The organism is Candidatus Polarisedimenticolaceae bacterium, assembly GCA_036376135.1.
In the GTDB taxonomy this organism is placed as follows: Bacteria; Acidobacteriota; Polarisedimenticolia; order Polarisedimenticolales; family DASRJG01; genus DASVAW01.
The window spans coordinates 1-24,992 of the sequence record DASVAW010000039.1 but is presented as its reverse complement, the minus strand read 5'-3'; the positions used below and the strand labels follow the sequence as shown (position 1 = coordinate 24,992).

The following is a 24,992-nucleotide window of genomic DNA, read 5'->3' as shown; positions in this document are numbered from 1 at the left end:
GGGTGAGCTCCGTTATTCGTCCTGGCCCGCGCCGCTCCGCGCGGCGGCGTACGCCGCGGCGAAGAGGGCGCCGGCGGCACCCACGACGAGGATACCGCCGACGGTCGTCCACGAGCCCACGTCGTCCGGCCGGGCGAGGGCGCCGAGCGCGGCGACGAGGTCGAAGCTCGCCTCGGGCTTCCCGCGCATCGCCTTCAGGGCGTCGAGGGTCGCGACGATCAGGACGGCCGCGACGAGGGCGCCCGCACCGCCGAAGAACGCGCGGCGCCGCAGTCCCGCGGCGGAAATCGGCTCGCGTTTCGGGGGCTCGATCTCGAACTCGACCTCGCGCACCCCCCAGGGGACGAACCGCGCGAGGAACAAGAGCCCCGGGATCCCCATCGCGATCGTGAACCAGAAGAACGCCTTCCACCCGACGGCGTCGACGAGGAACCCGCAGATCGGCCCCGACACGATGCGAGGGATCCCGAACAGGCTCGAGAAGAGGGCGTACTGGGTCGCGGAGAAGCGCTTCTGCGTGAGACGCAGGAGCATCACGAAGAAGGCGCCGGTCCCGAGCCCGGTCGTGGCGGCCTCGACGGCCACCGCGGAGAACATCAGCCACCGGTCGGGTCCGGCGTCGGCGACGAAGACGTATCCGACGTTCGAGGCGATCTGGAGGAATCCGAAGATCCACAGCGCGCGACCCATCCCGAGCACCGGGGTGAGGGCGCCGCCGAGAAACGTCCCGCCGACGACTCCGAACGTCGAGATCCACCCGCGCCAGAATCCGCGATCGGTCGGTCCGTACCCCATGTCGATGAGGAACGGGCTGACGAGCGCCCCCGCCAGGTTGTCGGCGAGCTTGTAGCAGACGACGAAGGCGAGGATCTCGAGGGCGCGGTGGCGGGAAAGGAACCCCAGGAACGGGAGCCAGACCGCCTGGCGGATCGTCTTCGGCGCCACCGCCGGCTCCGGCGGCTCCGGAGATCGTGCGACCACGAGGAGCATCGGCAGGAACATCAGCGCGAGCCCGACGAGCACGAGCGGCCACGAGATCGACGCCGCCGCCCAGATCGCGAGGTTCCCCGCGAGGATCATCGCCGCGCGATAAAGCGCGGTGCGCGCGCCGACCGCGACGCCGTGCTCCTCCTTGCGGAGGACGTCCACGGCGTAGGCGTCGATGGCGATGTCCTGCGTCGCCCCGGCGAAGGCGATGGCGAGCGCGAAGGCGCCCACGACCCAGGGCGTGTCGGGGTGCCCGCCGACCCCCGCGAGGCCCAGCATCAGGGCCAGGAGCACGACCTGGGCGATCGCGATCCACCCGCGCCGTCTCCCCAGGAAGGGGGGCGACCATCGGTCCATCAGCGGGGACCAGAGGATCTTGAAGGACCACGGCGCCTGGGCGAGGGTGATGAGGCCGACGGTCTTGATGTCGACCCCGATCGAGCGCATCCAGTCGGGGATCGCGATCAGGATCAATCCGAGCGGGAGCCCCGACGCGAACGACTGCAGGGCGACCGACGCCGTGCGCCAGGAGCGCATGGCGGCGACGAACGCACGCCAGCCTTTGGGGGAGGGGTCGGTCATGAGTGGGGAAGATGGCGACAGGCACCGTCTCGCGCCAGCGAAACGGTGCCCGCCCCCTCTCGGTTCAGTAACAGAGCGCCGACTCGCCCGCCGTCTCGTCGCTCCCCTTGTTCTTGTTCTCGCAGACGCCGAACGAGGGGTACATCAGCGAGGAGGGTTGGTTCACGTGGCAAAGACCGACCACGTGGCCGAACTCGTGCTCCGAGACGCCGTCGACGTAGAACGCCGACCCCGCCGCGCAGGGGCAGCCGCCTCCCCCGGCCGTCCAGCGGTACGACGTCGTGATCCGGACGTCCGCCTCGTAGAGGTTCGCGAAGAGGTTGCCCTTGCAGGCGACCGTGCGCGTCCGGTCGTTGCTGAGGTAGTTCGTGATCCCGAGGGTCCCGCCGCCGAGCTTCGCCCAGCCGACGACGTTGCGGCCGTCCCGCTTGTTGGGCGCGGCGCCGGTCGTCCCGGCGTACGTCAGCGCCCTCCAGGGGGTGATGCCGCCGGTCACGGCGGAGTCCATCTGGGAGGCGCTGATGCACTGCCCGCTCGTGATCTTGCCGGCGGGGTTGTAGTAGACCCCGGCCGAGGCCGGCCAGCGGACCCCGGTCAGGCAATACGCGGCGGCGTCGGTCGCGACGAGCGCCCCGAGGGCCAGGGCGACGAGAACGTGGATGCGGCGCATGGCTACCTCCCCTCGCCGAAGGCTTCGCGCACCATCGGGTGGTCGAAGCGCGGGTTCTTGCGGGTGTAGGCGACGCGCGCGGCGATCTCCTCGAGGGAGAACGGTCCGTCCCCGGGGCCGTCGCCGACGATGTCCAGGCCGTCCTGAATCGCGCGGACGACGGAGATCCGGCCTCGGTCGTCCTCGCGCACGTCGAAGACCCCGTACGAGAGGCCGAGGTTGTAGAGCCGGCCGTCGATCGACTCGACGAAGACCAGGGTCCTCTGGCCGGGGCGGAAGACCGCCTCTCCGACGGCCGTCGAGATCTCCCCGTCCAGCTCCCCGGAGCGGGTGTGGAAGGTGACCGTCCCTCCCGGGGAAACGTCCCCCTTGAGGCTGCGGATCACCCGGACGGTGACCGCGGTCTCGAGGCCGTTTTCAGGATGGTCGACCCCCTCGAGGGTGAGGACCTCTCCGACGACCACCTGGGTCGCAAGCCGGGCCTGGTCTTCGAGACTCAGGCCGATCACCGTCGAGGCCATGGCCACTCCGGACAGGGTGGTCACGGCTGCCGCCAAGACGAGTCTTTTCATGCGGTTTACCCCCACGGCACGCGGACGTGCCATGCGCCGCGTATACCCCTGAAAACCCGTCCGGTCAACGGCGGCGCGGCCCCGGACCTCCCGTCCGCGGTCCTCGTGCGGGGAGGTTGGCTCGAAAAAGGGGATTGGGCTAACATCCGCCTTTGCCTTGGCTCCAAAAGGGTCTAGAAGGCCAGGGTGGACACGCTCGCGAACGCGCGGGGCGCGCTGCGGAGCAGGCGCAGCGGTGGGAAGGCCCCCGGGTGGCGCGAGCCCGGAGTCGGCGTGGATCATGCCGTTCTCCGAAGGAGTGCGAATGAGGCTGGGCGTGTTCGTGGGGGGAGCGGCGATTGCCGCCGTCGTGACCGTCTCCACCGGATGCACGACGTTCCAGAACCGGGTCGACATCAACAAGGCCAACGAGCTCTACAAGGCGCAGCGCTACGAAGAGGCCCTTCCGATCTACCAGGGAATCCTGCAGCGCACGCCCGACGACTGGCTGGCCAACTACCTGACCGCGATGTCCTACATCGCGCTCTACAAGCCCGGTTCGACCCATGCGAAGGACAAGGAATACGAGACCAAGGGCCTTCTCGCCTTCGAGAAGCTCCTGACGCTCAAGGCTCCGGACGAGGACCAGGCCGACAAGGTCAGGAAGTACTACCTGGCCTTTCTCGACTCCTCCGGCCAGGCCGACAAGGCGATCGCGTTTCTCGAGCAGGAGCTCGCCAAGAAACCCGACAACAAGGAGCTGATCAGCCAGCTCGCCGGGATGTACCAGAAGAAGGGCGACGTCCAGAACTGGTTGCTCTATCTCGACAAACGCGCGCAGCTCGAGCCGGACAACAAGGAAGCGTGGTATTCGATCGCGGTCGCCTGCTGGGCGCGCTCCTATCACGGCGGAGCGACCGTCTCCCAGGACGAGCGCGAGCAGGTGGTGGCCCGCGGGCTCGCCGCCGCCGACAAGGCGCTCGCGATCGAGAAGGAATACCTCGACGCGATCACGTACAAGAACCTCCTCTATCGTGAGCAGGCCAAGGCGTTCGCCAACGTCGGCAAGAACATGGAAGCCGGCGAGGCGATCATGAAGGCCGAAGAGCTCCGCAACCAGGCCCTGGAGCTTCGCAAGAAGCTCCTGGCGCAGGCCCCGGCCAAGGGCAAGGCCTAGGAGATCCCGAGCATGTTCGACTCGATGATCGAGAGCCGGAAGGGCGGGGTCGGCAAGGGGCAGTGGTGGACGATCCCGATCGCGCTGCTCTTGCACGTGGTCGTGATCGGCGGGATCGTCGGCGCGTCGTACCTCGTCGTGAAGGCGGTCGAGGACCCGGACCTCATGATCTCCTTCATCGGCGCCGCGCCCCCTCCGCCTCCCCCTCCGCCCCCTCCTCCTCCGCCGGCCGCCAAGAAGCCGGACACCCCCAAGGTCGAGAAGATCGAGCCGGTGCGCCCCGACGAGATCGTGCAGCCGGTGGAGACTCCCGAGGAGATCATCACCGACACCGGGTCGGACGACGCGGGCGTTGAAGGCGGCGTCGAGGGCGGCGTCGAGGGCGGCGTGCCCGGCGGCGTGGTCGGCGGCGTGGTCGGCGGCGTGGTCGGTGGCGTCCTCGGCGGCGTCGGCGACGCGGAGGTCCCGATCCTCCCGACGGGCGACGTCGTGCTCCCGACGATCCTCAAGAAGGTCGAGCCCCTCTACCCCGACGTCGCGCGTCGCGCGCGCATCGAGGGGAAGGTGACGATCCAGGCGGTGATCCAGACCAACGGGGACGTCGGCGAGTGCGTCGTCCTCGCGTCCTCGAACCCGATGTTCAACGAGCCGGCGATCGCGGCCGTGAAGCAGTGGAAATACAAGCCGGCACTGCAGAACGGGCGTCCGGTGGCGATCTACTTCACGATCGTCGTCCAGTTCAAGCTGCGGTGATTCTCGAAGCCTCGAGATCCGGCCTCTAAGAAGATTCCGAGAGAGAAGGAGCCCTGTCGATGGAACACACTATGTGGTCGGCCTTCACGCACGCATCCTTCGTGGGCAAGTTCACGTGGGTGATGCTGGTGATCCTGTCCGTGTACTCGCTGGCGGTCATGTTCGACCGCTGGAAGTCGTACCGGAACGCGCGGAACGAGTCGCTGCAGTTCCTGCCGGCCTTCGTGAAGTGCCTGAAGGAGAACAAGCTCGACGAGGCGGTCGCCACGGCGCGCAAGTTCAAGAGCTCGCACATCGCCAAGGTCGTCATCGCGGGCCTTCTCGAGTACCAGAACGACGAGAAGGACATGAAGAACACGCACGACCTCGTCTCCGCCGTCGGGCGCGCCCTCGACCGCTCCGTCGCGCTCACGGCCGCCGAGATGAAGAAGGGCCTCTCCGGGCTCGCGACGATCGGCTCCGCCGCCCCGTTCATCGGCCTGTTCGGCACGGTGCTCGGGATCATCGCGGCGTTCGGCACGATCTCGACCGCCGGCGCGGGGAACATCGGCGCCGTCTCGGGCGCCATCGCCGAGGCGCTGTACGCGACGGCCCTGGGCATCGGCGTCGCCGTTCCCGCGGTCATGGCGTACAACTACTTCACCACCCGCCACGAGCGCTTCATGATCGAGATGTCCAACTCCTCCGCGGAGCTGGTGGACTTCTTCCTCAAGAAGCACGAAGCCACGCATGCTGGAAGGTAAGGGCGCGTCGGCCGTCAAGGCCGGCAAGCCCAACTCGGAGATCAACGTCACGCCGCTCGTCGACGTGATGCTGGTGCTCCTCATCATCTTCATGGTGGTGACGCCGATGCTCCAATCGGGCCCCGCGGTGGTCCTCCCGAAGGCGTCGGACCCGCCGCAGAAGCCCGAGACCAAAGAGCAGGTCCTCGTCGCCCTGGCCTTCTCGAAGCAGTACTACATCGGCAAGGACAAGAACCCTCTGGACGAAACCACGCTGAAGAACCGGCTGACCGAGGAGTTCCAGCGGAACGAGAAGGCGCCGGTCGTCATCAAGGCGGACGGTCGCCTGACCTACGGCGACGTCAAGCACGCGATGGAAGTGGTGCGCGGCGCGGGGTTCGAGGAAGTCGGGCTCATCGCCGAAAAACGCGCGGGCCAGTAAGGAGATCCCCATGGGCATGCAAGTCGGAGACACCGGCGGACTCAAGTCCGACATGAACGTCACGCCGCTGATCGACGTCCTGCTGGTGCTGCTCGTGATCTTCATGGTCGTCGCGCCGATGGCGCAGATGGGCTTCGAGATCAAGATCCCGCGCGAGGCGCCGCCGCAGGAGACGCCCCCTTCGCCGGATGCCAAGCAGATCATCGTCGCGGTCAACACGCAGAACTGCAACATCGTCGAGCCCCTGAACGGCGCGGACCTGCCGTCCACCTGCACGATCTTCATCAACAAGGATCCCGTCCCGATGGCCGACATGGCCAAGCGGTTCAAGGAGACCTTCGAGAACCGCAAGTCCGTCGACCGCATCCTGTTCCTGGCGGCCGAGGAGAAGCTCAACTACGAGGCGATCGTCAAGATCCTCGACATCGCGCGCAAGGCGGTGGGTGAGGACCTGAAGGTCGGGATCGTCACCGACGAGAAGATCGCCCGGATGGAGAGCTGACCGGACCGTTCCACCGACAACGAGGCTTCGGAAGGCCCGGACCGTGTTACGGTTCGGGCCTTCTTGTTTCCGGGGGGAGACGTGAGCCAAACCGAGCGCTGGGGAAGCCGCGTCGGGCTCGTCCTGGCGATGGCCGGGAACGCGGTGGGTCTGGGGAACTTCCTGCGCTTCCCGGCGCAGGCCGCGGCCAACGGCGGCGGGGCGTTCCTGATTCCGTACCTCGTGTCGTTCCTGCTGATGGGGATCCCGCTCCTCTGGATCGAGTGGGCGATCGGTCGCCATGGGGGCAAGTACGGCCACCACTCCGCACCCGGCATGCTCGACCGTCTCGGCAAGCACCGGTGGCTGAAGTACCTGGGCGTCTTCGGGATCTTCACGAACCTGACGGTCGCCGCGTACTACTGCTACATCGAGTCGTGGACGCTCGCGTACGTCTTCCACTCGGTCGTCGGGACCTTCTCGACCACCGACCCGAAGACCTTCTTCCCGGCCTACCTCGGCGTGCACGAGACGTCGCTGTTCGCCGTCCCGATGGAGGCGCTCTTCTGGTTCCTGCTCACCCTCGCGCTGAACGTCTGGATCCTCTCGAAAGGGCTCGCGAAGGGGATCGAGCTGGCGGCCAAGATCGGGATGCCGCTGCTGATCCTCTTCGGGATCGTCCTCGCGGTGCGCGGGCTCACCCTCGGCACCTCCGATCCCGGAGTCGTGCAGAGCCCGCTCGAGGGTCTGAACTTCGTCTGGGCCCCGAACTTCGACGGACTGGGGAACCCCTCGGTGTGGCTCGCCGCCGCGGGGCAGATCTTCTTCACGCTGTCGGTGGGGATGGGCTCGATCCAGTGCTACGCGTCGTACGTGCGGGAGAACGACGACATCGCGCTGAACGGCGCCTCGGCGGGGTGGATGAACGAGTTCGTCGAGGTGATCCTCGGCGGCTCGATCCTGATCCCGATCGCGACGGCCTACCTCGGCCTGGCCGCCGTGCAGTCCGCGACCGCCGGCGGGAGCGGGTTCGGCCTGGGCTTCCTGACGCTTCCCACGCTGTTCAACAACTGGGGCTGGTTCGCGCCGTTCGCCGGCGCGATGTGGTTCGGCCTGCTCTTCTTCGCCGGGATCACCTCGTCGCTGGCGATGGGGCAGCCCGTGATGGCGTTCCTCGAGGACGAGTTCAAGCTCCCGCGGGTCAAGTCGGCGCTCGCCTTCGGGGCCTCGACGCTCGCGCTCGGCTTCTTCTGCGTCTGGCTCTACCCCGGCGGCGCGTTCGACGAGTTCGACTACTGGACGGGGACCTTCTCGCTCGTCGTCTTCGCCCTCGGCGAGGCGGTGATCTTCGCCTACATCTTCGGCATGAAGAAGGGATGGGAAGAGATCACGCGCGGCGCCGACATGGTGGTGCCGCGGGCCTTCCGCTTCGTGATCCAGTGGGTCACCCCGGTCTTCCTCATCGTGATCTTCACGACCTCGCTCGTGAAGCCCGCCGGGGACTGGAGCGCGGCGTTCGCCTCGCTCGCCTCCGGGGAAGGCTGGCCGTTCGCCGCGGACAGCGTCGTCGGCAAGCTCCTGCACGTCGGAGACGCCGGGCGGTGGTTCTCCGACACCGGGCACGCCACGCCGAAGCTCGTCAAGGACCTCACGCGTCTGCTCCTGTCGGCGCTGTTCGTCGGGATCGGCGGGCTCGTCTGGCTGGCGTGGCGCCGCAAGCGCGGGGAAGGGGGCAAGGCATGACGGCCGGCGCGTGGGTGATGCTCGTCGCCACCTGGACGATCGTGATCTACTTCACCGTCAAGTTCTTCTTGATGGTGCTGAAGAAGCCGCCGCAGGGGTGACCGCGGCCGGCAGGTCGAAGCGGAAGGTGAGCCCGGCGTCGTCGTTGCGCGTCGCCGTGAGCGTCCCTCCGTGGGCCTCGACGATCGCCGACGAGATCGGCAGTCCCATCCCGAGCCCCTCCGGCTTGGTCGTGACGAAGGGGTCGAACATCGCGGAGAGCACCGCGTCGTCGGCCCCACGCCCCTGGTCCCGGACCGCGACGACGACGCGCCCCCCCTCCCTGCGCGTGGTCACCGTCAGCCGCCGCTCGCCGTCGCTGCCGGCGGTCGCCTCGGCGCCGTTGCGCACGAGGTTCAGCAGGACCTGCTGGAGCTGCACGGTGTCGCCGAGCACGGCGGCCGGGGCGGATCCCAGCTCGAGCTCGAGGTTCACGCCGTGTTGTCGGGCGTCGGCGCGGAGGATCTTCTCGATCGAGCGGAAGGCCTCGTCGACCGACAGGCGCTCGCGCTTCGCCTCGCCGCGCCGCATCATCGTGCGCAGGCGCGAGACGATCTCGCGGGCCCGCTCCGCCCCGTCCGCGATGTCGGCGAGCGCCTCGTCGAGCTCGGCGGGGTCGAGGCGCCCGGACGCGACGAGCCTGCGGACGGCCTGGGCGTTGCTGAGGATCGCGGTGAGAGGCTGGTTCACCTCGTGCGCGAGCGTGGAGGCCATCTCGCCCAGGACCGCGACCCGCGAGACGTGGGTCAGTTCGGCCCGGGTCCGCTCCAGCCGCGCGCGGGACTTCAGGCGCGACCGGTTCCACAGCAGCGCGCCGACGACGAACGCGAGCACGCCCGAGCCGATCGTCACGTTCCGGACGAGGGCCTGGAACCTCCGGTCGCGGCGCAGCAGCTCGATCTCCCGGTCCTTCTTCTCGACGTCGTAACGCGCCTTCCAGTCCGCCAGGCGCCGCGCGGTCGTGCCGTCGAGCAGGGCGTCGGCGACCGCCTTGTACCGCTTGTGGTCGGCCAGGGCGAGGTCGCTGCGCCCCATCCGCTCGTGGGTCTCCGAGAGGGCGAGGTGCACGTCGCGCTCGATCTCCCGCACGCCGAGCTCGCGCGCGATCGCGAGGGCCCGCTCGAGGTCCCGCAGCGCGGGCTCGTGACGACCCCGGCGCGAGTGCAGCCGTCCGAGGTTCTGGAGGACGATCGCCGCTCCCTGCCGGTCGCCGAGCCGCTCGCGGATCTCCAGGGCGCGTCGGTATCCGCGCTCCGCGTCGTCGTGGCGGCCCGCCGCGACGTCCACGTCGCCGAGGTTGTTCAGGGTGAGGGCGATCCCCGGCTCGTCCCCGATCCGCTCCTGGATCGCGAGCGCCTCGAGGAGGCGCCGCCTCGCCTCGTCCAGGCGCCCGAGCGCCTGCAGGGACAGCCCCATGTTGTCGAGCGTGTTGGCGAGCATCGACGCCTCGCCCTGCGCCTCGTAGAGCGGAAGCGCGTCCGCATACCAGGTGAGCGACTCCTCGTAGCGGTGCGCCGCGTAGGCGACGTTCCCGAGGTTGTTGTACCCGGCCGCGATCCCCTTCCGGTCGCCGGTGCGGCGGCGGATCTCGAGGGCGCGGCCGTAAGCCTCGAGCGCGCGCTCCCAGTCCCCCCAGACGTAGTGGAGGATGCCGAGGTTGTTGAGCGCGTCCGCGATCCGGGACGGCTCGCCGACGCGCTCGGCGACCGCGAGGCTGCGCTCCCAGAACCCCAGGGCCCGCCCGTAGTCGGAAAGGAAGTAGTGCCCGGCGCCGACGTCGTTCAGGGCGCGGGCGAGCGCGGCGTCGTCGCCGGTCCGCTCGGCGAGGGCGACGGCCTCCTCGCCGTGGCGGATCGCGTCCGCGGGCGCCGTCGTGCGGGTCTCGTGCGAGAGGCGGTGCAACTCGTCGAGGCGCGACGCTTCGGTCCCCTGGGCGGCGGCCGCGAAGACGACGGCGGCGAGGGCGCCGATCAACGGGCCTCCGGAGGGACGGGAGGACGGCGACGCGTCCGTTCGAGGGGCGCCGAGGGGCCGTCGGCGGTGGCCTCGAGAAGGGCGTCGAGGAGGCGGCCGTCGTCGAACGGCTTGGCGAGCAGGGCGACCGCCCCCGCTTGCGCCGCCCGGGCGCGCGCCGCCGCGTCGTCGTGGGCGGTCACGAAGATCACCGGGAGGCGACGCTCCTCGCAGAGCCGTGCGTAGAGGGAGAACCCGTCCATCCCGGGGAGTCGCACGTCGAGCAGGAGGCAGTCGAGCCCCCGCGTCCCGCCCGCCGACAGGATCTCCGACGGCGACGCGAACACCCTCACGGCGTGCCCCATCGACGCGACCAGGCGCGCGAGCGCGCGACGGACGGCGGGATCGTCGTCGACGATCCCCACGACGGACCTGGACGCTGCGGGCATCGGGCCGAAGGTACGAAGGGGACGGGCCCGCGCGAAATAGGACCAAGGTTCGACATCGTCACGCCAGCAGTCCCGCCATGCGCACGAGGTCGGCGACCGACTCCGCCCGCATCTTCTGCATCACCCGGCCCCGGTGGATCTTCACCGTCTTCTCGGCGCTTCCCAGCTCGGCGGCGATCTGCTTGTTGAGCAGTCCCCGCACGACGCCGTCGAAGACCTCCCGCTCGCGCGGGGTCAGCGTCGCGAGGCGGGCGAGGACCTCCTCGCGACGGGAGCGGGCCTCGCGAGCCGCGCGGGACCGGTCGAGCGCCGCCAGGACCGCGTCGAGGAGGGCCTGGTCGTCGAACGGCTTCTGGAGGAAGTCCGTGGCCCCGGCCTTCATGGCGCGGACCGACATCGGGACCGTCCCGTGGCCGGTCATGAAGACGATCGGGAGCACCTCGGCGCGGGAGGCGAGCCGATCTTGGAGGTCGAGCCCCGAGAGCCCCGGCATCCGGACGTCCAGGACGAGGCAGGCGGGACCTCCGGGGTCCTGCCGCGCCAGAAACTCCTGGGCCGAGCCGAAGGTCTCCGATCGCAGCCCGACGGAGTCGAGCAGGCGCGCGAGCGACCGCCGGACGGCGGCGTCGTCGTCGACGACGAAGACGAGGGGGGTGGCGGGGATCACGGGGAAGGATTACGCAGGTCCGGGCCCGAAGTCGTCAACTTCCCCGCGCCGCCTTCACGAAGGCGCGCAGGCGATGAGGGTCCTTGGCCCCGTCGGCGTCCTCGACCCCGGTGTTGACGTCGACCGCGGCCGGGGCGACCGCGCGGATCGCGTCCCGGACGTTTTCGGGGGTGAGCCCGCCCGACAGGACGACAGGCTTCCGCACCCATTTCACGATGCGCATGCTCAGCTTCCAGTCGTGGACCAGCCCCGTTCCGCCGACGCGGTCGTCGGTCCGGGTGTCGAGGTGCACCGCGTCCGCGACGTGGGAGACCTCCGCGGCGAAGGGAACGGCCTCGGGGCCGGTCACGTGCACGACCCGGTGGACCCGCACCGGAGGGGGAAGGGAGAGACGGAGCAGGTCGATCCGATCGAGAGGGAACTCCCCGTGCAGCTGCACGGCGTCGCAGGGGACCGCGTACGCCAGCTCCGCCACCTCGTCGACCGTCGTCCGGTGGGTCACGACGACCCGGGTCACGAAGGGGGGAACCTGGCGCGCCAGCGCGGCGGCGGCCTCGGGGAGGAGGGCGTCGTCGGTCTCGTAGTCGAGCCCGACGAGGAAGCCGACGGCATCGGCCCCGGCCTCGACGGCGAGCGCGAGGTCGCGGTCGGAGCGGATGCCGCAGATCTTGACCCGGGTGGGGGCCACGCTCACGGCTCGTCCGCAGCGTCGACCGGCTCGTACCACTGGGCGAACGAGCCGTCGCAGAACACGAGATCGTCCCCGGGCCTGCCGACCGCGCCGCGACCGCGGTTCTTTCCGTCGCCGAGGACGAAGCCCTCGATCGTGTACGTCTGCTCGAGCAGGCCGTCCGCTCCGTGCGATACGAGCAGGTAGTGGCTGCCGTCCGAGACGAAGAGGATCGGGAACCCCCAGGGGTCGGTGCGCGGCGCCGACTTGATGTACGCCGGCTCGAGCATTCCCGTCACCGCGTCGATCGGCACCAGGCGCCCCTCGGACGAGGGGTAGACATCCGCGTCGACGGCGTACGACTCCACCGCCACGGCGATCGAGCGCAGCGACGCCATCGCCTCCTTCGACGCCCGCTCGGGATCGGCGCCGAACGTCTTCCCGTCGATCCAGACGATGTCGTCGCGCACCAACGTGCTCCCGGAGGTGAGGCGTTGGACCACGGCGTCGACGGCCGCGTCGTCCGTGCCCCAGTCCAGGTCGGGGGTGCCGTCGGGGCCGTCGCTCACGAGGACGAGGTGCTGCTCCGTGACGGCGCAGCCGTAGGTGTGCCCCCAGGGATCCCTGAGCGGAACGCGCACCGCGCGGACCGGCCCGAGGTACTTCAGCAGATCCGGGACGCTCTGGAGCCCGTCGATCTCGGGTCCGCGTTTCTCCGACCCCGTGCCGCTCGGGTCCTCGGGGATCACCCCCTCGAAGCCGGCGACCAGCAGGGCGATCAGCCCGAGGTCGAGCTTGGCGAGCTGGAGCTTCTGCTCGGGCTCGAGACCGGCCGCCGGAGCGTGGCCGACGGCGAGGAGAAACGCGACGGCGAGGGCGAGCGGGCGTTTCGGCATGGGTCACCCCTTCGGATGCGGCGATGCTAGCGCGGGGCGGAAGGGGCCGCGGCGAAAGTGCGTCGAAGACGCGGTTTGACGGAGGTTCGTTCGGCCCTTTCCGCGTTCGACACCTCGCCGTCTTCGCTGCTATAAGGACACGGTTTCGAGGGCGGGTCCTCGGAACGACGGGTGCTGAAGCGTCTGCGTCCCGCAGGCGGCCAACCCCAAGAACAACTCTAAGCGAGGGGCCTATGAGTTTCTTGGCAGCTTCAAGGAGCCGCGCCGTGCGGGCAGTGCTCGCGACGGCGCTCCTGGCCGTCGTGGCGTCGATGGGCGCGACGGTCGCGTTCGCGTCGGAGGCGGGGGGCGCCCCCGCCCACAAGCCGGGAGGGGAGGCCAACCTCATCCTGCCGGATCTCAGCCAGGTGACCTTCCTCGGCGGCATCGACGGCCACACCCTGCTGCTCGCGGGGCTGCTCGTGTGCGCGCTGGGCCTGGCCTTCGGCATGGTGATCTACACGCAGCTGAAGAACCTCCCGGTCCACGCGTCGATGCGCGAGATCTCCGAGCTCATCTACGAGACCTGCAAGACCTACCTGCTCCAGCAGGGCAAGTTCCTGCTGATCCTCGAGCTGTTCATCGGCGTGATCATCGCGTTCTACTTCGGCGTGCTCTTGCAGTTCTCGCTCGTGAAGGTCGCGATCATCCTGCTGTTCAGCCTCGTCGGCATCGCGGGGAGCTACGGCGTCGCCTGGTTCGGCATCCGCGTGAACACCTTCGCGAACTCGCGCACCGCGTTCGCGAGCCTGGGCGGGAAGCCGTATCCCTGCTACGCGATCCCGCTGAAGGCCGGCATGTCGATCGGCATGCTGCTGATCAGCGTCGAGCTCGTGATCATGCTCTTCATCCTCCTGTTCATCCCCGGCGACTACGCGGGCCCCTGCTTCATCGGGTTCGCGATCGGCGAGTCGCTCGGCGCGGCGGCGCTGCGTATCGCCGGCGGCATCTTCACGAAGATCGCCGACATCGGCGCCGACCTCATGAAGATCGTCTTCAAGATCAAGGAAGACGACGCGCGCAACCCGGGCGTGATCGCCGACTGCACGGGCGACAACGCGGGCGACTCGGTCGGCCCGTCGGCCGACGGCTTCGAGACCTACGGCGTCACCGGCGTCGCGCTGATCTCGTTCATCCTACTCGCGGTGTCGAGCGCGACCGTCCAGATCCAGCTGCTCGTCTGGATCTTCATGATGCGTATCGTGATGGTCATCGCCTCCGGCGCCTCGTACCTCATCAACGAGGCCCTCGCGAAGAGCCAGTACAAGAACGTCGACAAGATGGACTACGAGCACCCGCTCACGCGCCTGGTGTGGCTGACCTCGATCGTCTCGGTCGTCCTGACCTACCTGGCGTCGTACCTGCTGATCCCCGACCTCGGGGACGGCTCGCTCTGGTGGAAGCTCTCGACGGTCATCACCTGCGGCACGCTCGCGGGCGCGATCATCCCCGAGCTCGTCAAGATCTTCACCTCGACCAACTCCGGCCACGTCCGCGAGGTCGTGACCTCCTCCCGCGAGGGCGGCGCGTCGCTCAACATCCTCTCCGGCCTCGTCGCCGGGAACTTCAGCGCCTACTGGCTCGGCATGACGATCATGGGCCTCATGGGGATCGCGTACTGGGTCAGCATGCAGGGGCTCGACCAGGTCGGCATGATCGCGCCGGCGGTCTTCGCCTTCGGCCTCGTCGCCTTCGGGTTCCTCGGCATGGGCCCGGTCACGATCGCCGTCGATTCGTACGGTCCGGTCACCGACAACGCCCAGTCGGTCTACGAGCTCTCGCAGATCGAGGCGATCCCGGGCGTGAAGGACGAGATCAAGAAGAACTACGGGATCGACGTCAACTTCGAGAAGGCCAAGCACAACCTCGAGGAGAACGACGGCGCCGGGAACACCTTCAAGGCGACGGCGAAGCCGGTGCTGATCGGGACCGCCGTCGTCGGCGCCACGACGATGATCTTCTCGATCATCGTCGCGCTGACCCACGGCCTGACGATCAACCTCGACAAGCTCTCGCTGCTCCACCCGCCGTTCCTGCTCGGCCTGATCACCGGCGGCGCGATGATCTACTGGTTCACCGGCGCCTCGACCCAGGCGGTCACGACCGGAGCCTACCGCGCGGTCGAGTTCATCAAGAAGAACATCAAGCTCGAGGGGGCGACCAAGGCCTCGGTCGAGGACTCGAAGAAGGTCGTCGAGATCTGCACGCAGTACGCCCAGAAGGGGATGTTCAACATCTTCCTCGCGGTGTTCTTCGGCACCCTCGCCTTCGCCTTCTTCGAGCCCTTCTATTTCATCGGGTACCTGATGTCGATCGCCCTCTTCGGACTGTTCCAGGCGATCTTCATGGCGAACGCCGGCGGCGCCTGGGACAACGCCAAGAAGATCGTCGAGGTGGACCTCAAGGAGAAGGGCTCGGACCTGCACGCCGCGACCGTCGTCGGCGACACCGTGGGCGACCCCTTCAAGGACACCTCCTCGGTCGCGATGAACCCCGTCATCAAGTTCACGACCCTTTTCGGCCTGCTCGCCGTCGAGCTCGCCGTGAGCGTCACGGCACAGCAGGGGAATTCGACCCTCACGCACGTGCTGGCCGCCGCCTTCTTTGCGGTTTCGGTCTTCTTCGTGCATCGTTCCTTCTACGGCATGCGCATCACCAAGGAGGCGTGAATGAGAAAGGCCCCATTGTTCCTGGCCGCCCTGGCCCTGGCGGCGTTGCCGGCGATGGCCGGCGAGTTCAAGGCCACCGGATGGATCGTGGACGCCCAGTGCGGCAAGTCGAACGCCAACGCCAAGGGCGCCGAGTGCATCAAGTCCTGCAACAAGAACGGCTCTCCGCTCGTCCTCTCGGTCGGCGACAAGATCTACAAGATCGACGACCAGAAGCTGGCGAAGGAGAACATCGGGTTCGCCGTCCAGGTGACGGGCACGCTCGAGGGCGATACCGTCAAGGTCGCCGCGATCTCGAAGGCCGGCAAGGCCTGATCCCGGTTCCGAGTCTCCGACGCGACGGCCGCCTCCGGGCGGCCGTCGCTGTTTCGAGGGTGCGATGCGCGTCGCCGTTCCGCTCCCGAAGTGTTACCGCCTGATCAACCACGGTCCGACCACGCTGATCACCTCCGCCCACGCGGGGCGTCGCAACGTGATGGCGGCGGCGTGGGTGATGGGGATCGACTTCGACCCTCCCCGGGTCGCCGCGGTGATCGCGGAGGGGACGTACACCCGGTCCCTCGTCGAGGCCTCGGGGGAGTTCGTGATCGCGGTTCCCACCGCGGCGCAGACCGCCCTCACGCGGGCGCTCGGGAGCGAATCGGGGTCCGGAGTCGACAAGTTCGCGAAACACGCCCTCGCCGTCGAGCCCGCCTCGAAGGTCGCGCCCCCCCTGATCGCGGGGTGCGCCGCGTGGCTGGAGTGCCGGGTGATCCCGGAGCCCGCGATCGCGCAGCGCTACGATCTGTTCGTCGCCGAGGTCGTCGCCGCGTGGGCCGACGACGCCTCGTTCCGCGACGGACGCTGGGCGTTTCCCGACGACGCGCACCGCACGATCCATCACGTCGCGGGAGGACACTTCCTCAGGACCGGGGATCCGGTCGGGCCATGAGGCGCCTCCCCGTCCTCCTCGCGGGCGTCGCGATCCTCGCGGCCTGCACGAAACCGCTCGACCGCGACCTCGGACGCGCGCTGATCGGCGGGGACGTGGAGCAGGCGCGGCGCCTGGTGAAGGAGGGCGCCGACATCAACGCCCCGCAGAGCGTCCGCTACGGGGAGCCGATCCTCGTGCGTCTCGCAGTCCTTCCGAGCGCCTCCGGCGTGAAGACCGCGATCGAGCTCGGTGCGGACCCGAATCGCGGTGACTTCGTGGGGCGGACGGCGCTCATGGTCGCGGCGGCGGCGAACCGCACCGAGGCGATGCGCCTGCTGATCGACGCCGGAGCGGACGTGAACCTCGAAGCCGCCGCCGGACGCACCGCCCTGGGCGCTGCGAAGGCGGAAGGTTCGACCGAGGCGATCGCGCTCCTGGTCGCGGCGGGGGCGAGGGACGCGGAGCCGAAGGCGCTGTACCCTTGAGCCTTGAACCCGCATGCACATGCATGTATATTCGGCGCGCCATGCGGACCACGATCGAGATGCGGAAGGACCACCGGGCGCGCCTGCTCGACCTCGCGGCCCGCAAGGGCGAGAAGGGGTTCTCCGGTCTCGTCGCCGAGGCGCTCGAGGCCTACCTCGACGCCGAGGCCGAGAAAGCGGAACGACGCAAGCGCGCGCTCGCGCTCCGGGGTTCCCTCTCGGCGAAGGACGCCGACGCGCTTCGGGAGGCCGTGTCGCGCATCCGCGAGTCCTGGCGATGATCGTCGCCGACACGGACGTCCTGATCGACTTTCTACAGGGCCGCGAGCCCGCAGCCGCACGCGTCGCGCGGGAACTCGAGCGGGGGAGGCTCGTCACGACGGTCGTGACGCGCTTCGAGCTGCTCGCGGGCGCGCGCAGCGAGCGGCAGCGAGCGAGCCTCCAGCGCCTCCTCGCAGCGGTTCGTTGTCTGGCGCTCGATCCGTCGGGGGCCGATCGGGCCGCTGCCGTCCGCACGCACCTCGAATCGAAGGGCGAGCCGATCGGCATGGCGGACAGCCTGATCGCCGGGGTCGTGCTCGAGCACGGGGCGACGCTTCTGACCCGGAATCGCCGTCACTTCGATCGCGTGCCGGATCTTCCGCTCGGAAAGCTCTGAGCTACTTCCCGCCCCCCGTCACCCCGTAACGGTCGAGCCAGCCGAAAAACTCCGACCACCACAGCTTCGCGTTCTGCGGCTTGAGCACCCAGTGGTTCTCCTCGGGGAAGACCACGAGCCGCGAGGGGACCCCCTTGGCCTGGAGCACCCCGTAGAGCTCGAGCCCCTGCGTGACCGGGACGCGGTAGTCCTTGTCTCCGTGGATCACGAGGGTGGGTGTCCGGAACCCCTTCGCCTGCCGGCTCGGAGACCAGCGGTCGATCTTCTCGGGCGAGTCCCAAGGAGTCCCTCCGTAGTTCTCGAGGCGCCCGTACGAGACGTCCGAGGCCATCTGCGAGAGGAAGTCGTACACGCCGGCATGGACGATCGCGGCCTTGAAGCGCGGGGTCTGGCTGATCGTCCACGACGTCAGGTAACCGCCGTACGAGCCGCCGGAGACCGCCATCCGCTCCGGGTCGACGAAGCCGCGGGCGATCAGCGCGTCCGTGGACTTCATGACGTCCTCGTACGGCTTGTCGCCGTGCGCGCCGACGATCGATTCGGCGAACTTCTGGCCCTCGCCCATCGAGCCGTGGAAGTTGACGTGGGCCCCGATGATCCCGTTCGAGGAGAACAACGCCGCATTCCAGCGGTAGTGCCAGCTGTCGGTCGTGGACCCGTGCGGTCCGCCGTGGAGGACCTGCAGCAGCGGCCACTTCTTCTTCGGGTCGAACCCGGGCGGGTAGACGACGAACATCTGCACTTCGTCGCCGCCGGCCCCCCGGAAGCGGACGTCCTCGTAGGAGCCGAGGTCGAGCGCCTCGAGGCGCTCGCGGTTGAAGGCGGTCAGCGCGCGTTCGGCCTCGCCGGCGAGCGTCGTCGCGAAGAGCTCCGCCGGGGAGAGGATGGACTGCTTCGAGTAGACGACGAGCCCGTCCGGTCCCGGCCGCGCGCCGCCGATCGATCCCCCGCGGCGCACGAGGCGCGGCGGGGTTCCGTCGAGCGTGAGCGCCCAGAGGTGGTCGCGCCCGCCCTGCTCCGCGACGAGGGTGATCGTCGTCGAGTCCGGCGCGAATTCCCAGCCGGAGGGGTTGAAGTCCCAACCCGCGGCGAGGTTCGTCGTCGTTCCCGAATCGCGGTTGCGCAGGGTCAGCTTCGTGAAGTCGGGGTCGACGTTCGCGCGCGTCTGGCGGCCGTAGAGGAGCCAGCGTCCGTCGGGGGAGTAGCGCGGCCGGCCGTCGTCGGCCGGGTTGTCGGCGGTGAGGTTGACGATCTGGCCGCCCGAGGCCCCGACGACGAAGACGTCGTAGTTGAGCGTCGCATAGGGGGGCTCGGTCGCGTTCGCGGTGAAGGCGATCTCGCCGCCGCTCGGGGAGAGGTCCCAGCCGCCCCCGGTCTCCATCAGGCCCATGTGGCGGGCCATTCCCGGCGTGAGGTCGGTGACCTTCCGCGTCGCGAGATCGAGGGCGAAGAAATGGGGATACCGCCCGTCGGTGACCCAGCGATCCCAGTACCGCACGAGACGGTTCTCGGAGACGAACGCCTTCGCCTTCGCCTTCTCCGCCTCGTCGAGCCGCTTCTTGACCGCGGCGAAGTCGTCGTTGAGGTCGGGCCAGGTGTGCGCCAGGAAGACGATCTTCGTCCCGTCCGGGAACCACTTCGGATCCTCCGGGGGCACGGGAAGGTCGGTGAGCTTCTCCGCTTCGCCGCCGTCGACCGGCAGGCGGTACAGCTGCGACGGCCCGTCGCCGCGTTTCGAGCTGAACAGGATGAAGCGCCCGTCGGGGGAGAACGACGGGCCGCCGTCCGACCCCTCGTGGAAGGTCAGCCGCCGCGGCGGCGCGCTCGCGTCCGTCGGCACGATCCAAAGATCCGAGTTGGACTTGTTCTCTTCCATCGACCAGTCGGTCGCCGAGAACACCGCCCACTTCCCGTCGGGGGAGAGCGAAGGCGCGCCCACGCGCGTCATCGCCCAGAGGTCCTCGACGGTCATGGGTCGCTTCGCGGCGGATTCGGCGGGCGTCGCCGTGGCGAGAACGGCGGCGCACGCCGCAACGAAGGCACGGATCATGGCTTCCTCGCGTCGAGAATCCCCTTGAGATCCATGATCGTGTTCTGGTCGGAGACGATCACGGAGATCTTGTCGGAGAGCTTGTCCACGTAAAGGTATCGGATGTAGTTCGGATTCTGTCGCAGCGCCTCGTTGATCTTCTCGATCGCGTTGGCGCGCCCTTCCGCCTCGATCACCTTCCGCTCCGCCTCGCGCTGCTCCTTCTCGAGCACGTATTTCATCTGCTCGGCGGACTGCTGGGCGATCTGCTTCTGCTCGATCGCCTGGGCGAACTGGTCGGTGAAGCGGACGTCGCGCAGCACGATCTCGTCGATCACGAACCCGTCCTTTTCGACGAGCGCCTTGACCTTCGCGTTGATCTCCTCCTGGATCCTCGCGCGCTTGGAGGAGTAGACGTCCATGACCGCGTATTCGGAGATGACGAGCCGGATCACCGACCGGATCGCCGGGCGGATGATCTTCTCCTCGAAATCCGGCCCGATCTTCTGGTGGATCTCGATGACCTTGTCGGGCGCGATGTGGTGCCAGACCGTGATGTCGATCCCGACCTGCAGCCCCTCCGCCGTCGGCGACCACAACGAGTCGTCGGTGTCCGGGCGACGCCCTTCCCCGGTCATCTTGGACATCGTGTATTCGAGCCGCCGCATGTCGTAGAGGTGGGTCGAGGCGATGAAGGGGGGCACGAACGCGACCCCCTGCTCCGCCGCCCGGAACGACTTCGTCACCGTGTTGAAGATCACGAGATTGTGACCCACCGGGACGACCCGGACCGACGCGATCAGCACCAGGAACACGACCGCGAGCGCCGCGACCATCGGGAGGACCCCCCGGACCCGGACGGGGATCCCGTCCCGGTCGAGGATCTCGCCCCCCCGGCGCCGGCGCGCGCGTGCGAAGAGGAACGCTCCGACCGCCGCGGCGGCCAGGACGAAGAGCAGGATGATCTGCATGGCGGGCCCCTCCCGTGCCGAGACTGTATACGAGCCCTATAATCCCGAGTTCGCCCGGGGCGTTTCGACCCGGAGCCGGGGAGCCCGATGAAGCCCACCGAGATCAACGCCTTCCTCCAGGCCCGGGTGATCGGCCAGGAGGAGACCCTCCGATTCGTCTCCGTCGCGATCTTCAAGCACGTCCAGGGGGAGCGCTACGGCAACCTCCTGATGATCGGGAACTCCGGCACCGGCAAGACCACGATCATGCGCGCCATGGAGCGCCTCTACGAGTCGACCGAGGCCTTCCACGAGTACCGGTCGGTCGTGATCATGAACGCCAACCAGTTCGCGAGCGAGGAGGGGATCGTCGACCCCAACCGCCTGCTCACGCGCCTGGAGGAGCGGGCGAGGGAGATCCTCGGGGAGGACGCGACCGCCGAGGAGATCGGGAACTACATGGAGCACGCCACCGTCTGCATCGACGAGATCGACAAGATCTCGGCGACGGTCGGCGGCAAGCCCTACGTCACCGGCATCAACATCCAGCAGGGCCTGCTGACCCTGATCGAGGGGGAGCGCATCCTCTTCCCCGTCACGCAGTTCCGGAACAAGCAGATCGAGAGGGTCCCGGTGCACATCGACACCGGGAAGATGCTGTTCCTGTGCGCGGGGGCCTTCGAGACCCTGTACGACCAGGTGTACCGGCGCGTCACCTCGCCGACGAGCCGCGTGAAGCTCCCGACCGAGACCGTCTACGCCGACGGCGAGGTCCAGATCAAGGAGTACTTCACCCTGCGCCACTGGTTCAAGCAGGAGGACCTCTTCGACTACGGCATGCAGCCGCAGTTCCTCTCGCGCTTCGACAACGCGATCATCCTGGAGGACCTGCACGCGGGCACCTTGTCCCGGATCTTCGTCGAGCCGGATGACGCGGTCTTCCGCGCCTCGCAGGGCTTCTTCAAGAAATACGGGATCGATCTCGAGATCACCGAGGGGGCGATCCGCAAGGTCGCGGAGGAAGCGGCGCGCTCGAGCCGTATCGGAGCCCGCGCCCTGAAGGCGGTCTGGGGGAAGATCATCAAGCCGTTCGAGTTCGATCCGTATTCGCAGGACGACGTGAAGCAGGTCGGCGACCGCCGCCGGCTCGTCGTGGACGAGGCCGTCGTCAACCGGGCCCTGCGTCCGCCGGTCTGAGTTGGACTCCGGCCTTTCCGCCGCCCTCCGGATCGCGTCCGGTTTCGCCGGGGCCGCGGGCGCCGGCTGGCTGGCCCTCGACGTCTTCCGCGCCTTCGGCCTCGCCGGCCCTGCGCGCATCTCCGTGCTCGACCCGTCGCGCCCCGGCTTCCAGTGCCTGAGCACGGGCCTCCTCTTCGCCGCGATGCTCGCGTTCGTGCGCGTCGGCAAGCCGGCGGTGTGCCTTCTGATCGCCGTCGCCGCCTCGGCGATGCAGTTCGGCATTCACCTGAGCGGCGGCTTCCCGCGCGTGCTCACGCGTCCGCTGTGGATGGCCGCCGTCGCCGCCGCCCTCGTCCTGGCGGCGTTCGTCTACGACGCCCTCGCGCGCAGCGGCCACCGCTTCGGGAAGTTCCTCGTCGTCGGCCCGATCGTCGCGGGGGTTTTCTTCTTCGCGACGCCGCTCCTGCTCCTGGGTGGAACGCCGCGCGAGCCGTACCTGCTCGAGCTGCTCCTCAACGGCTTCCTCGGGCTCGTCCTCGGGGACGGGGCGGCGCTGGGGGTGGAGATCGCGGAAGGGGTGATGGGGAGGGGAACGAAGCCCGCCGGCGGGGCGGCCTGATCTCCGGGAAGGCGCTTCGCGGTACGATGCGGCCATCGGGGGCGCGAGGCGCCGCGGAGCGGGAATGCGAGTCCTGACGAAAGCCGAGATCGCGCGTTGGTCGAACGCGCGAAACGTCCCGCTCGCTCCCGCGACGGGGCTGTTCGAGATCCGGTTCGCGGTGCCGCCGGAGTCGGCGAACCAGGCGCGCCTCTCCCGCGCCCTCCTCGACTGGCTCGGGCCCTTCGACGCCGTCCTCGTTCAACTGACCGAGTGGCCGCAGGACCGACCCGAGGAGATGGCGATCGTCGATGCGCTGCGACGCGGCCACGGGGACAGGCGCCGCGTGCTCGAGGCCCCGGGGCACGTCTTCGAGAGCGGGGAGAAGGCCGAGGTCACCGGTTGGCTTGCGCTGCTGCTCGCGTTCGGGTGGGACGCCCACTTCCACCCGTCTCCGTATCGGGGCGACGGCCTTCAGACGTCGAAGCTCGACGCGGTACGCGTGATGGCGGCGGGACTCGAGCGACGGGAGGCGGCGCGCGCGATCGCCGTCACTTTCAATCTCGACATTCTCAGCGAGGCCGATTCGGGCTGAGTGTGCGTGATCCGCGCTCATTGAGGAAGCCGGAGGCGCCGGGAACCGATCGAGGATCACGCAACCGTAATCGGCTCCGCCTCGGAGTCCTTGACAAGCGCGTCGTGGGAGGACGATCCTCGCAGGCAGTCGCACGGTTCGGCACGGGGCCCGAGAGGTCGAGTGTTTATGCAGAACGGACGACTGCTGGTCCTCGACGATGAGCCCGTCGTCGGCCGGTTGATCCAGTCGGTCGCCGAAGCTTCCGGACTGGAAGCGCGCGCCACCACCGATCCCGCCGAGTTCTTCCTCCTCGTCGAACGCTGGGACCCGACGCACATCGCACTGGATCTCGTGATGCCGAAGATGGACGGCGTGGAGGTCCTGCTGCAGCTGGCGCTGCGCGGGTGCACCGCGCGGATCATCCTCACGAGCGGGGTGGGGAGCCGCGTGCTCGACGCCGCGGGTCGCGCGGCGCGCGAACACGGCCTCGACATCGCCGGGGTACTCTCCAAGCCGTTCACGGCGGCGTCGCTCGGCGCGCTCCTGGCGATCGGACCCGAGAACGGACCCGTCCGGCTCGCGCGTTCGACGTCGCTCGACGCGGGCGCCCGGTGGGAGGCCACCGCCGAGTCGCTGGGGGACGCGATCGAGCGGGACCAGCTCGTGGTCTTCTATCAGCCCAAGGTCTCCTGCGGCGGCGGGGCGCTCGCGGGGTTCGAGGCGCTCGTGCGGTGGAAGCACCCGGAGCACGGGATCGTGCCGCCGGACCGGTTCGTTCCGCTGGCCGAGTCGAGCGGGCTGATCGACGCGCTGACCGACCGGGTCCTCGAGCAGGTGCTCGACTGGTACGCGAAGAACGTGCGGAACGGCCGCGCGGCCTCGCGGGTGTCGGTCTCGGTGAACCTCTCCGCGCGCACGCTGCGGGACCCGAACTTCGTCGACCGGATCGCCGCGCGATGCGCGGAGACCGGGGTGAAGCCCGGCAACCTCACCTTCGAGCTCACGGAGACCGGGGCGATGGAGGATCCGGTCGCCTCGCTGGGCCTTCTGACGCGGCTTCGCATGAAGGGGTTCCAGCTCTCGATCGACGACTTCGGGACGGGGTACTCCTCGATGCTGCAGCTCGTGCGGCTCCCCTTCTCCGAGATCAAGGTCGACCGGTCGTTCGTCATGACGGCGATGCAGTCCGAGGAGTCGCGGACGGTCGTGAAGTCGATCGTCGACCTCGGGCACAGCCTCGATCTGCGGGCGACCGCGGAAGGAGTGGAGGACGGTTCGACGCTCCGATTCCTCGGGGAGATCGGCTGCGACCTCGCGCAGGGTTTCCACATCGCCCGGCCGATGGACGCGGCGGAGGTCAGCGCCTGGTGGCACCGCCGCCGGGGATGAGGTCGTCTAGGATGGGACCCTTCTCCAGGAGTCTCCCATGCTCGACTACGAGAAGCTCGGCGCGTTCTACCTCGGCAAGGTCGTCGATCCGGCGACCGGGAAGACCGGAAACGAGCCGCTCCTGTACGACTCGAAGGACCTGACGACGCACGGTGTCATCGTCGGGATGACCGGCAGCGGCAAGACGGGACTCGCGATCGGCCTCCTCGAGGAGGCGGCGATCGACGGGATCCCGGCGATCGCGATCGACCCCAAGGGAGACCTCGGGAACCTGCTCCTGCAGTTCCCGGAGATGCGCGCCGAGGACTTCCGGCCGTGGGTCGACGACGGCGATCCCACCCGGGTCGCCGAGACCTGGAGGCAGGGGCTCGGCGACTGGGGGCAGGAGCCCGCGCGGATCGCGAAGATGCGGGCGGCCTGCGACGTCGTTCTCTACACGCCGGGGTTGTCGGGAGGGGCGCCGCTTTCGGTGCTGCGGTCGCTCGACCCCCCCGCCGGCGGGGACGGCGACCCGGACACCCGGCGCGAGCGGATCGCCGGTGCGGCGGCGGGGCTGCTGGGCCTGCTCGGGATCGACGCCGACCCGGTGCGAAGCCGCGAGCACATCCTGATCGCGCGGATCCTCGACGACGCATGGGGGAAGGGACAGGGGGTCGACCTCGGGGCGCTCGTGCGGGCGATCCAGACCCCGCCGTTCGACCGGGTGGGCGTGCTCGACCTCGAG

Annotated in this window: 27 protein-coding genes; 17 read left to right on the top strand and 10 right to left on the bottom strand. The window is 69.0% G+C overall.

The window, feature by feature from the left end; translation table 11 throughout:
- Positions 1-12: 12 nt before the first annotated feature.
- The 3 genes from VF139_03255 to VF139_03245 all read right to left on the bottom strand — a co-directional run bounded on the left by VF139_03255 (position 13) and on the right by VF139_03245 (position 2,811).
- Positions 13-1,569: an MFS transporter gene (locus tag VF139_03255; GenBank protein ID HEX6850397.1), complete on the bottom strand. Its 1,557-nt coding sequence runs from the start codon at positions 1,567-1,569 to the stop codon at positions 13-15.
- A 64-nt stretch (positions 1,570-1,633) separates the two neighbouring features.
- On the bottom strand, positions 1,634-2,239 hold the full coding sequence (locus tag VF139_03250; protein ID HEX6850396.1) for a matrixin family metalloprotease: 606 nt from the start codon (positions 2,237-2,239) through the stop codon (positions 1,634-1,636).
- 2 nt (positions 2,240-2,241) lie between these two features.
- On the bottom strand, positions 2,242-2,811 hold the full coding sequence (locus VF139_03245) for a hypothetical protein (protein HEX6850395.1): 570 nt from the start codon (positions 2,809-2,811) through the stop codon (positions 2,242-2,244).
- A gap of 304 nt (positions 2,812-3,115) precedes the next feature.
- Between VF139_03245 and VF139_03240 the strand changes: the two genes are divergently transcribed.
- The 6 genes from VF139_03240 to VF139_03215 all read left to right on the top strand — a co-directional run bounded on the left by VF139_03240 (position 3,116) and on the right by VF139_03215 (position 8,108).
- Positions 3,116-3,967, top strand: coding sequence for a hypothetical protein (locus VF139_03240; GenBank protein ID HEX6850394.1), 852 nt, complete (start codon positions 3,116-3,118; stop codon positions 3,965-3,967).
- Between the two features lie 12 nt (positions 3,968-3,979).
- Positions 3,980-4,720: a TonB family protein gene (locus VF139_03235; protein HEX6850393.1), complete on the top strand. Its 741-nt coding sequence runs from the start codon at positions 3,980-3,982 to the stop codon at positions 4,718-4,720.
- 59 nt (positions 4,721-4,779) lie between these two features.
- On the top strand, positions 4,780-5,463 hold the full coding sequence (locus tag VF139_03230) for a MotA/TolQ/ExbB proton channel family protein (protein HEX6850392.1): 684 nt from the start codon (positions 4,780-4,782) through the stop codon (positions 5,461-5,463).
- Positions 5,450-5,884: an ExbD/TolR family protein gene (locus VF139_03225; protein HEX6850391.1), complete on the top strand. Its 435-nt coding sequence runs from the start codon at positions 5,450-5,452 to the stop codon at positions 5,882-5,884. The genes VF139_03230 and VF139_03225 overlap by 14 nt, the downstream gene beginning before the upstream one ends.
- A gap of 10 nt (positions 5,885-5,894) precedes the next feature.
- Positions 5,895-6,386, top strand: coding sequence for a biopolymer transporter ExbD (locus VF139_03220; protein ID HEX6850390.1), 492 nt, complete (start codon positions 5,895-5,897; stop codon positions 6,384-6,386).
- A gap of 81 nt (positions 6,387-6,467) precedes the next feature.
- On the top strand, positions 6,468-8,108 hold the full coding sequence (locus VF139_03215) for a sodium-dependent transporter (GenBank protein HEX6850389.1): 1,641 nt from the start codon (positions 6,468-6,470) through the stop codon (positions 8,106-8,108).
- Positions 8,109-8,165: 57 nt separating this feature from the next.
- Here the strand turns inward: VF139_03215 and VF139_03210 are convergent, their stop codons facing one another.
- Genes VF139_03210 through VF139_03190 form a run of 5 tightly spaced genes read right to left on the bottom strand, consistent with a single transcriptional unit; the run spans position 8,166 to position 12,782 of the window.
- Entirely contained in the window at positions 8,166-10,121 is a 1,956-nt protein-coding gene (locus VF139_03210; GenBank protein HEX6850388.1) for a tetratricopeptide repeat protein, read from the bottom strand.
- The gene (locus VF139_03205) at positions 10,118-10,549 is read right to left on the bottom strand and encodes a response regulator (protein ID HEX6850387.1); all 432 of its coding nucleotides are present in this window, start codon (positions 10,547-10,549) and stop codon (positions 10,118-10,120) included. The genes VF139_03210 and VF139_03205 overlap by 4 nt, the downstream gene beginning before the upstream one ends.
- Positions 10,550-10,607: 58 nt before the next feature.
- Positions 10,608-11,216, bottom strand: a complete 609-nt coding sequence (locus VF139_03200; GenBank protein HEX6850386.1) for a response regulator — start codon at positions 11,214-11,216, stop codon at positions 10,608-10,610.
- A 34-nt stretch (positions 11,217-11,250) separates the two neighbouring features.
- Positions 11,251-11,910, bottom strand: coding sequence for a phosphoribosylanthranilate isomerase (locus VF139_03195; GenBank protein ID HEX6850385.1), 660 nt, complete (start codon positions 11,908-11,910; stop codon positions 11,251-11,253).
- Entirely contained in the window at positions 11,907-12,782 is an 876-nt protein-coding gene (locus VF139_03190) for a type II secretion system protein GspG (protein HEX6850384.1), read from the bottom strand. Before VF139_03190 ends, VF139_03195 begins: the two co-directional genes overlap by 4 nt.
- A 266-nt stretch (positions 12,783-13,048) precedes the next feature.
- Between VF139_03190 and VF139_03185 the strand changes: the two genes are divergently transcribed.
- The 6 genes from VF139_03185 to VF139_03160 all read left to right on the top strand — a co-directional run bounded on the left by VF139_03185 (position 13,049) and on the right by VF139_03160 (position 17,546).
- On the top strand, positions 13,049-15,490 hold the full coding sequence (locus VF139_03185; GenBank protein HEX6850383.1) for a sodium-translocating pyrophosphatase: 2,442 nt from the start codon (positions 13,049-13,051) through the stop codon (positions 15,488-15,490).
- Positions 15,491-15,805: a hypothetical protein gene (locus tag VF139_03180; protein HEX6850382.1), complete on the top strand. Its 315-nt coding sequence runs from the start codon at positions 15,491-15,493 to the stop codon at positions 15,803-15,805.
- Between the two features lie 64 nt (positions 15,806-15,869).
- Positions 15,870-16,421 (top strand): flavin reductase family protein, encoded by a 552-nt coding sequence (locus VF139_03175; protein HEX6850381.1) that lies wholly within the window; start codon positions 15,870-15,872, stop codon positions 16,419-16,421.
- Entirely contained in the window at positions 16,418-16,888 is a 471-nt protein-coding gene (locus tag VF139_03170) for an ankyrin repeat domain-containing protein (GenBank protein ID HEX6850380.1), read from the top strand. The genes VF139_03175 and VF139_03170 overlap by 4 nt, the downstream gene beginning before the upstream one ends.
- A 41-nt stretch (positions 16,889-16,929) precedes the next feature.
- Complete coding sequence (locus VF139_03165) at positions 16,930-17,169, top strand: hypothetical protein (protein HEX6850379.1); 240 nt, start codon at positions 16,930-16,932, stop codon at positions 17,167-17,169.
- Positions 17,166-17,546 carry a type II toxin-antitoxin system VapC family toxin gene (locus VF139_03160; protein ID HEX6850378.1) on the top strand — a complete coding sequence of 127 codons (381 nt, stop codon included), beginning with the start codon at positions 17,166-17,168 and terminating at the stop codon, positions 17,544-17,546. The genes VF139_03165 and VF139_03160 overlap by 4 nt, the downstream gene beginning before the upstream one ends.
- Position 17,547: 1 nt before the next feature.
- Here the strand turns inward: VF139_03160 and VF139_03155 are convergent, their stop codons facing one another.
- Positions 17,548-19,596: a S9 family peptidase gene (locus VF139_03155; protein ID HEX6850377.1), complete on the bottom strand. Its 2,049-nt coding sequence runs from the start codon at positions 19,594-19,596 to the stop codon at positions 17,548-17,550.
- Positions 19,593-20,546, bottom strand: a complete 954-nt coding sequence (locus VF139_03150; protein ID HEX6850376.1) for a prohibitin family protein — start codon at positions 20,544-20,546, stop codon at positions 19,593-19,595. Before VF139_03150 ends, VF139_03155 begins: the two co-directional genes overlap by 4 nt.
- 87 nt (positions 20,547-20,633) lie before the next feature.
- On the opposite strand from VF139_03150, the gene VF139_03145 reads away from it, so the two are divergent.
- The 5 genes from VF139_03145 to VF139_03125 form a co-directional block, all read left to right on the top strand.
- Entirely contained in the window at positions 20,634-21,722 is a 1,089-nt protein-coding gene (locus tag VF139_03145) for an AAA family ATPase (protein ID HEX6850375.1), read from the top strand.
- Position 21,723: 1 nt separating this feature from the next.
- Positions 21,724-22,323, top strand: a complete 600-nt coding sequence (locus tag VF139_03140; GenBank protein HEX6850374.1) for a hypothetical protein — start codon at positions 21,724-21,726, stop codon at positions 22,321-22,323.
- A 64-nt stretch (positions 22,324-22,387) separates the two neighbouring features.
- On the top strand, positions 22,388-22,897 hold the full coding sequence (locus VF139_03135; GenBank protein ID HEX6850373.1) for a hypothetical protein: 510 nt from the start codon (positions 22,388-22,390) through the stop codon (positions 22,895-22,897).
- 168 nt (positions 22,898-23,065) lie between these two features.
- A complete protein-coding gene (locus VF139_03130; GenBank protein HEX6850372.1) occupies positions 23,066-24,268 on the top strand; it encodes an EAL domain-containing response regulator in 1,203 nt (400 codons plus the stop codon).
- Between the two features lie 37 nt (positions 24,269-24,305).
- A partial coding sequence (locus VF139_03125; protein HEX6850371.1) for a DUF87 domain-containing protein occupies positions 24,306-24,992 on the top strand: 687 nt, incomplete at its 3' end.

Excerpts from the sequence above, each read along its gene's own strand:
- VF139_03255 (HEX6850397.1), bottom strand. The coding sequence starts at position 1,569 with ATGACCGACCCCTCCCCCAAAGGCTGGCGTGCGTTCGTCGCCGCCATG.
- VF139_03250 (HEX6850396.1), bottom strand. The coding sequence starts at position 2,239 with ATGCGCCGCATCCACGTTCTCGTCGCCCTGGCCCTCGGGGCGCTCGTC.
- VF139_03245 (HEX6850395.1), bottom strand. The coding sequence starts at position 2,811 with ATGAAAAGACTCGTCTTGGCGGCAGCCGTGACCACCCTGTCCGGAGTG.
- VF139_03240 (HEX6850394.1), top strand. The coding sequence starts at position 3,116 with ATGAGGCTGGGCGTGTTCGTGGGGGGAGCGGCGATTGCCGCCGTCGTG.
- VF139_03235 (HEX6850393.1), top strand. The coding sequence starts at position 3,980 with ATGTTCGACTCGATGATCGAGAGCCGGAAGGGCGGGGTCGGCAAGGGG.
- VF139_03230 (HEX6850392.1), top strand. The coding sequence starts at position 4,780 with ATGGAACACACTATGTGGTCGGCCTTCACGCACGCATCCTTCGTGGGC.
- VF139_03225 (HEX6850391.1), top strand. The coding sequence starts at position 5,450 with ATGCTGGAAGGTAAGGGCGCGTCGGCCGTCAAGGCCGGCAAGCCCAAC.
- VF139_03220 (HEX6850390.1), top strand. The coding sequence starts at position 5,895 with ATGGGCATGCAAGTCGGAGACACCGGCGGACTCAAGTCCGACATGAAC.
- VF139_03205 (HEX6850387.1), bottom strand. The coding sequence starts at position 10,549 with ATGCCCGCAGCGTCCAGGTCCGTCGTGGGGATCGTCGACGACGATCCC.
- VF139_03190 (HEX6850384.1), bottom strand. The coding sequence starts at position 12,782 with ATGCCGAAACGCCCGCTCGCCCTCGCCGTCGCGTTTCTCCTCGCCGTC.
- VF139_03180 (HEX6850382.1), top strand. The coding sequence starts at position 15,491 with ATGAGAAAGGCCCCATTGTTCCTGGCCGCCCTGGCCCTGGCGGCGTTG.
- VF139_03175 (HEX6850381.1), top strand. The coding sequence starts at position 15,870 with ATGCGCGTCGCCGTTCCGCTCCCGAAGTGTTACCGCCTGATCAACCAC.
- VF139_03170 (HEX6850380.1), top strand. The coding sequence starts at position 16,418 with ATGAGGCGCCTCCCCGTCCTCCTCGCGGGCGTCGCGATCCTCGCGGCC.
- VF139_03165 (HEX6850379.1), top strand. The coding sequence starts at position 16,930 with ATGCGGACCACGATCGAGATGCGGAAGGACCACCGGGCGCGCCTGCTC.
- VF139_03160 (HEX6850378.1), top strand. The coding sequence starts at position 17,166 with ATGATCGTCGCCGACACGGACGTCCTGATCGACTTTCTACAGGGCCGC.
- VF139_03155 (HEX6850377.1), bottom strand. The coding sequence starts at position 19,596 with ATGATCCGTGCCTTCGTTGCGGCGTGCGCCGCCGTTCTCGCCACGGCG.
- VF139_03150 (HEX6850376.1), bottom strand. The coding sequence starts at position 20,546 with ATGCAGATCATCCTGCTCTTCGTCCTGGCCGCCGCGGCGGTCGGAGCG.
- VF139_03145 (HEX6850375.1), top strand. The coding sequence starts at position 20,634 with ATGAAGCCCACCGAGATCAACGCCTTCCTCCAGGCCCGGGTGATCGGC.
- VF139_03135 (HEX6850373.1), top strand. The coding sequence starts at position 22,388 with ATGCGAGTCCTGACGAAAGCCGAGATCGCGCGTTGGTCGAACGCGCGA.
- VF139_03130 (HEX6850372.1), top strand. The coding sequence starts at position 23,066 with ATGCAGAACGGACGACTGCTGGTCCTCGACGATGAGCCCGTCGTCGGC.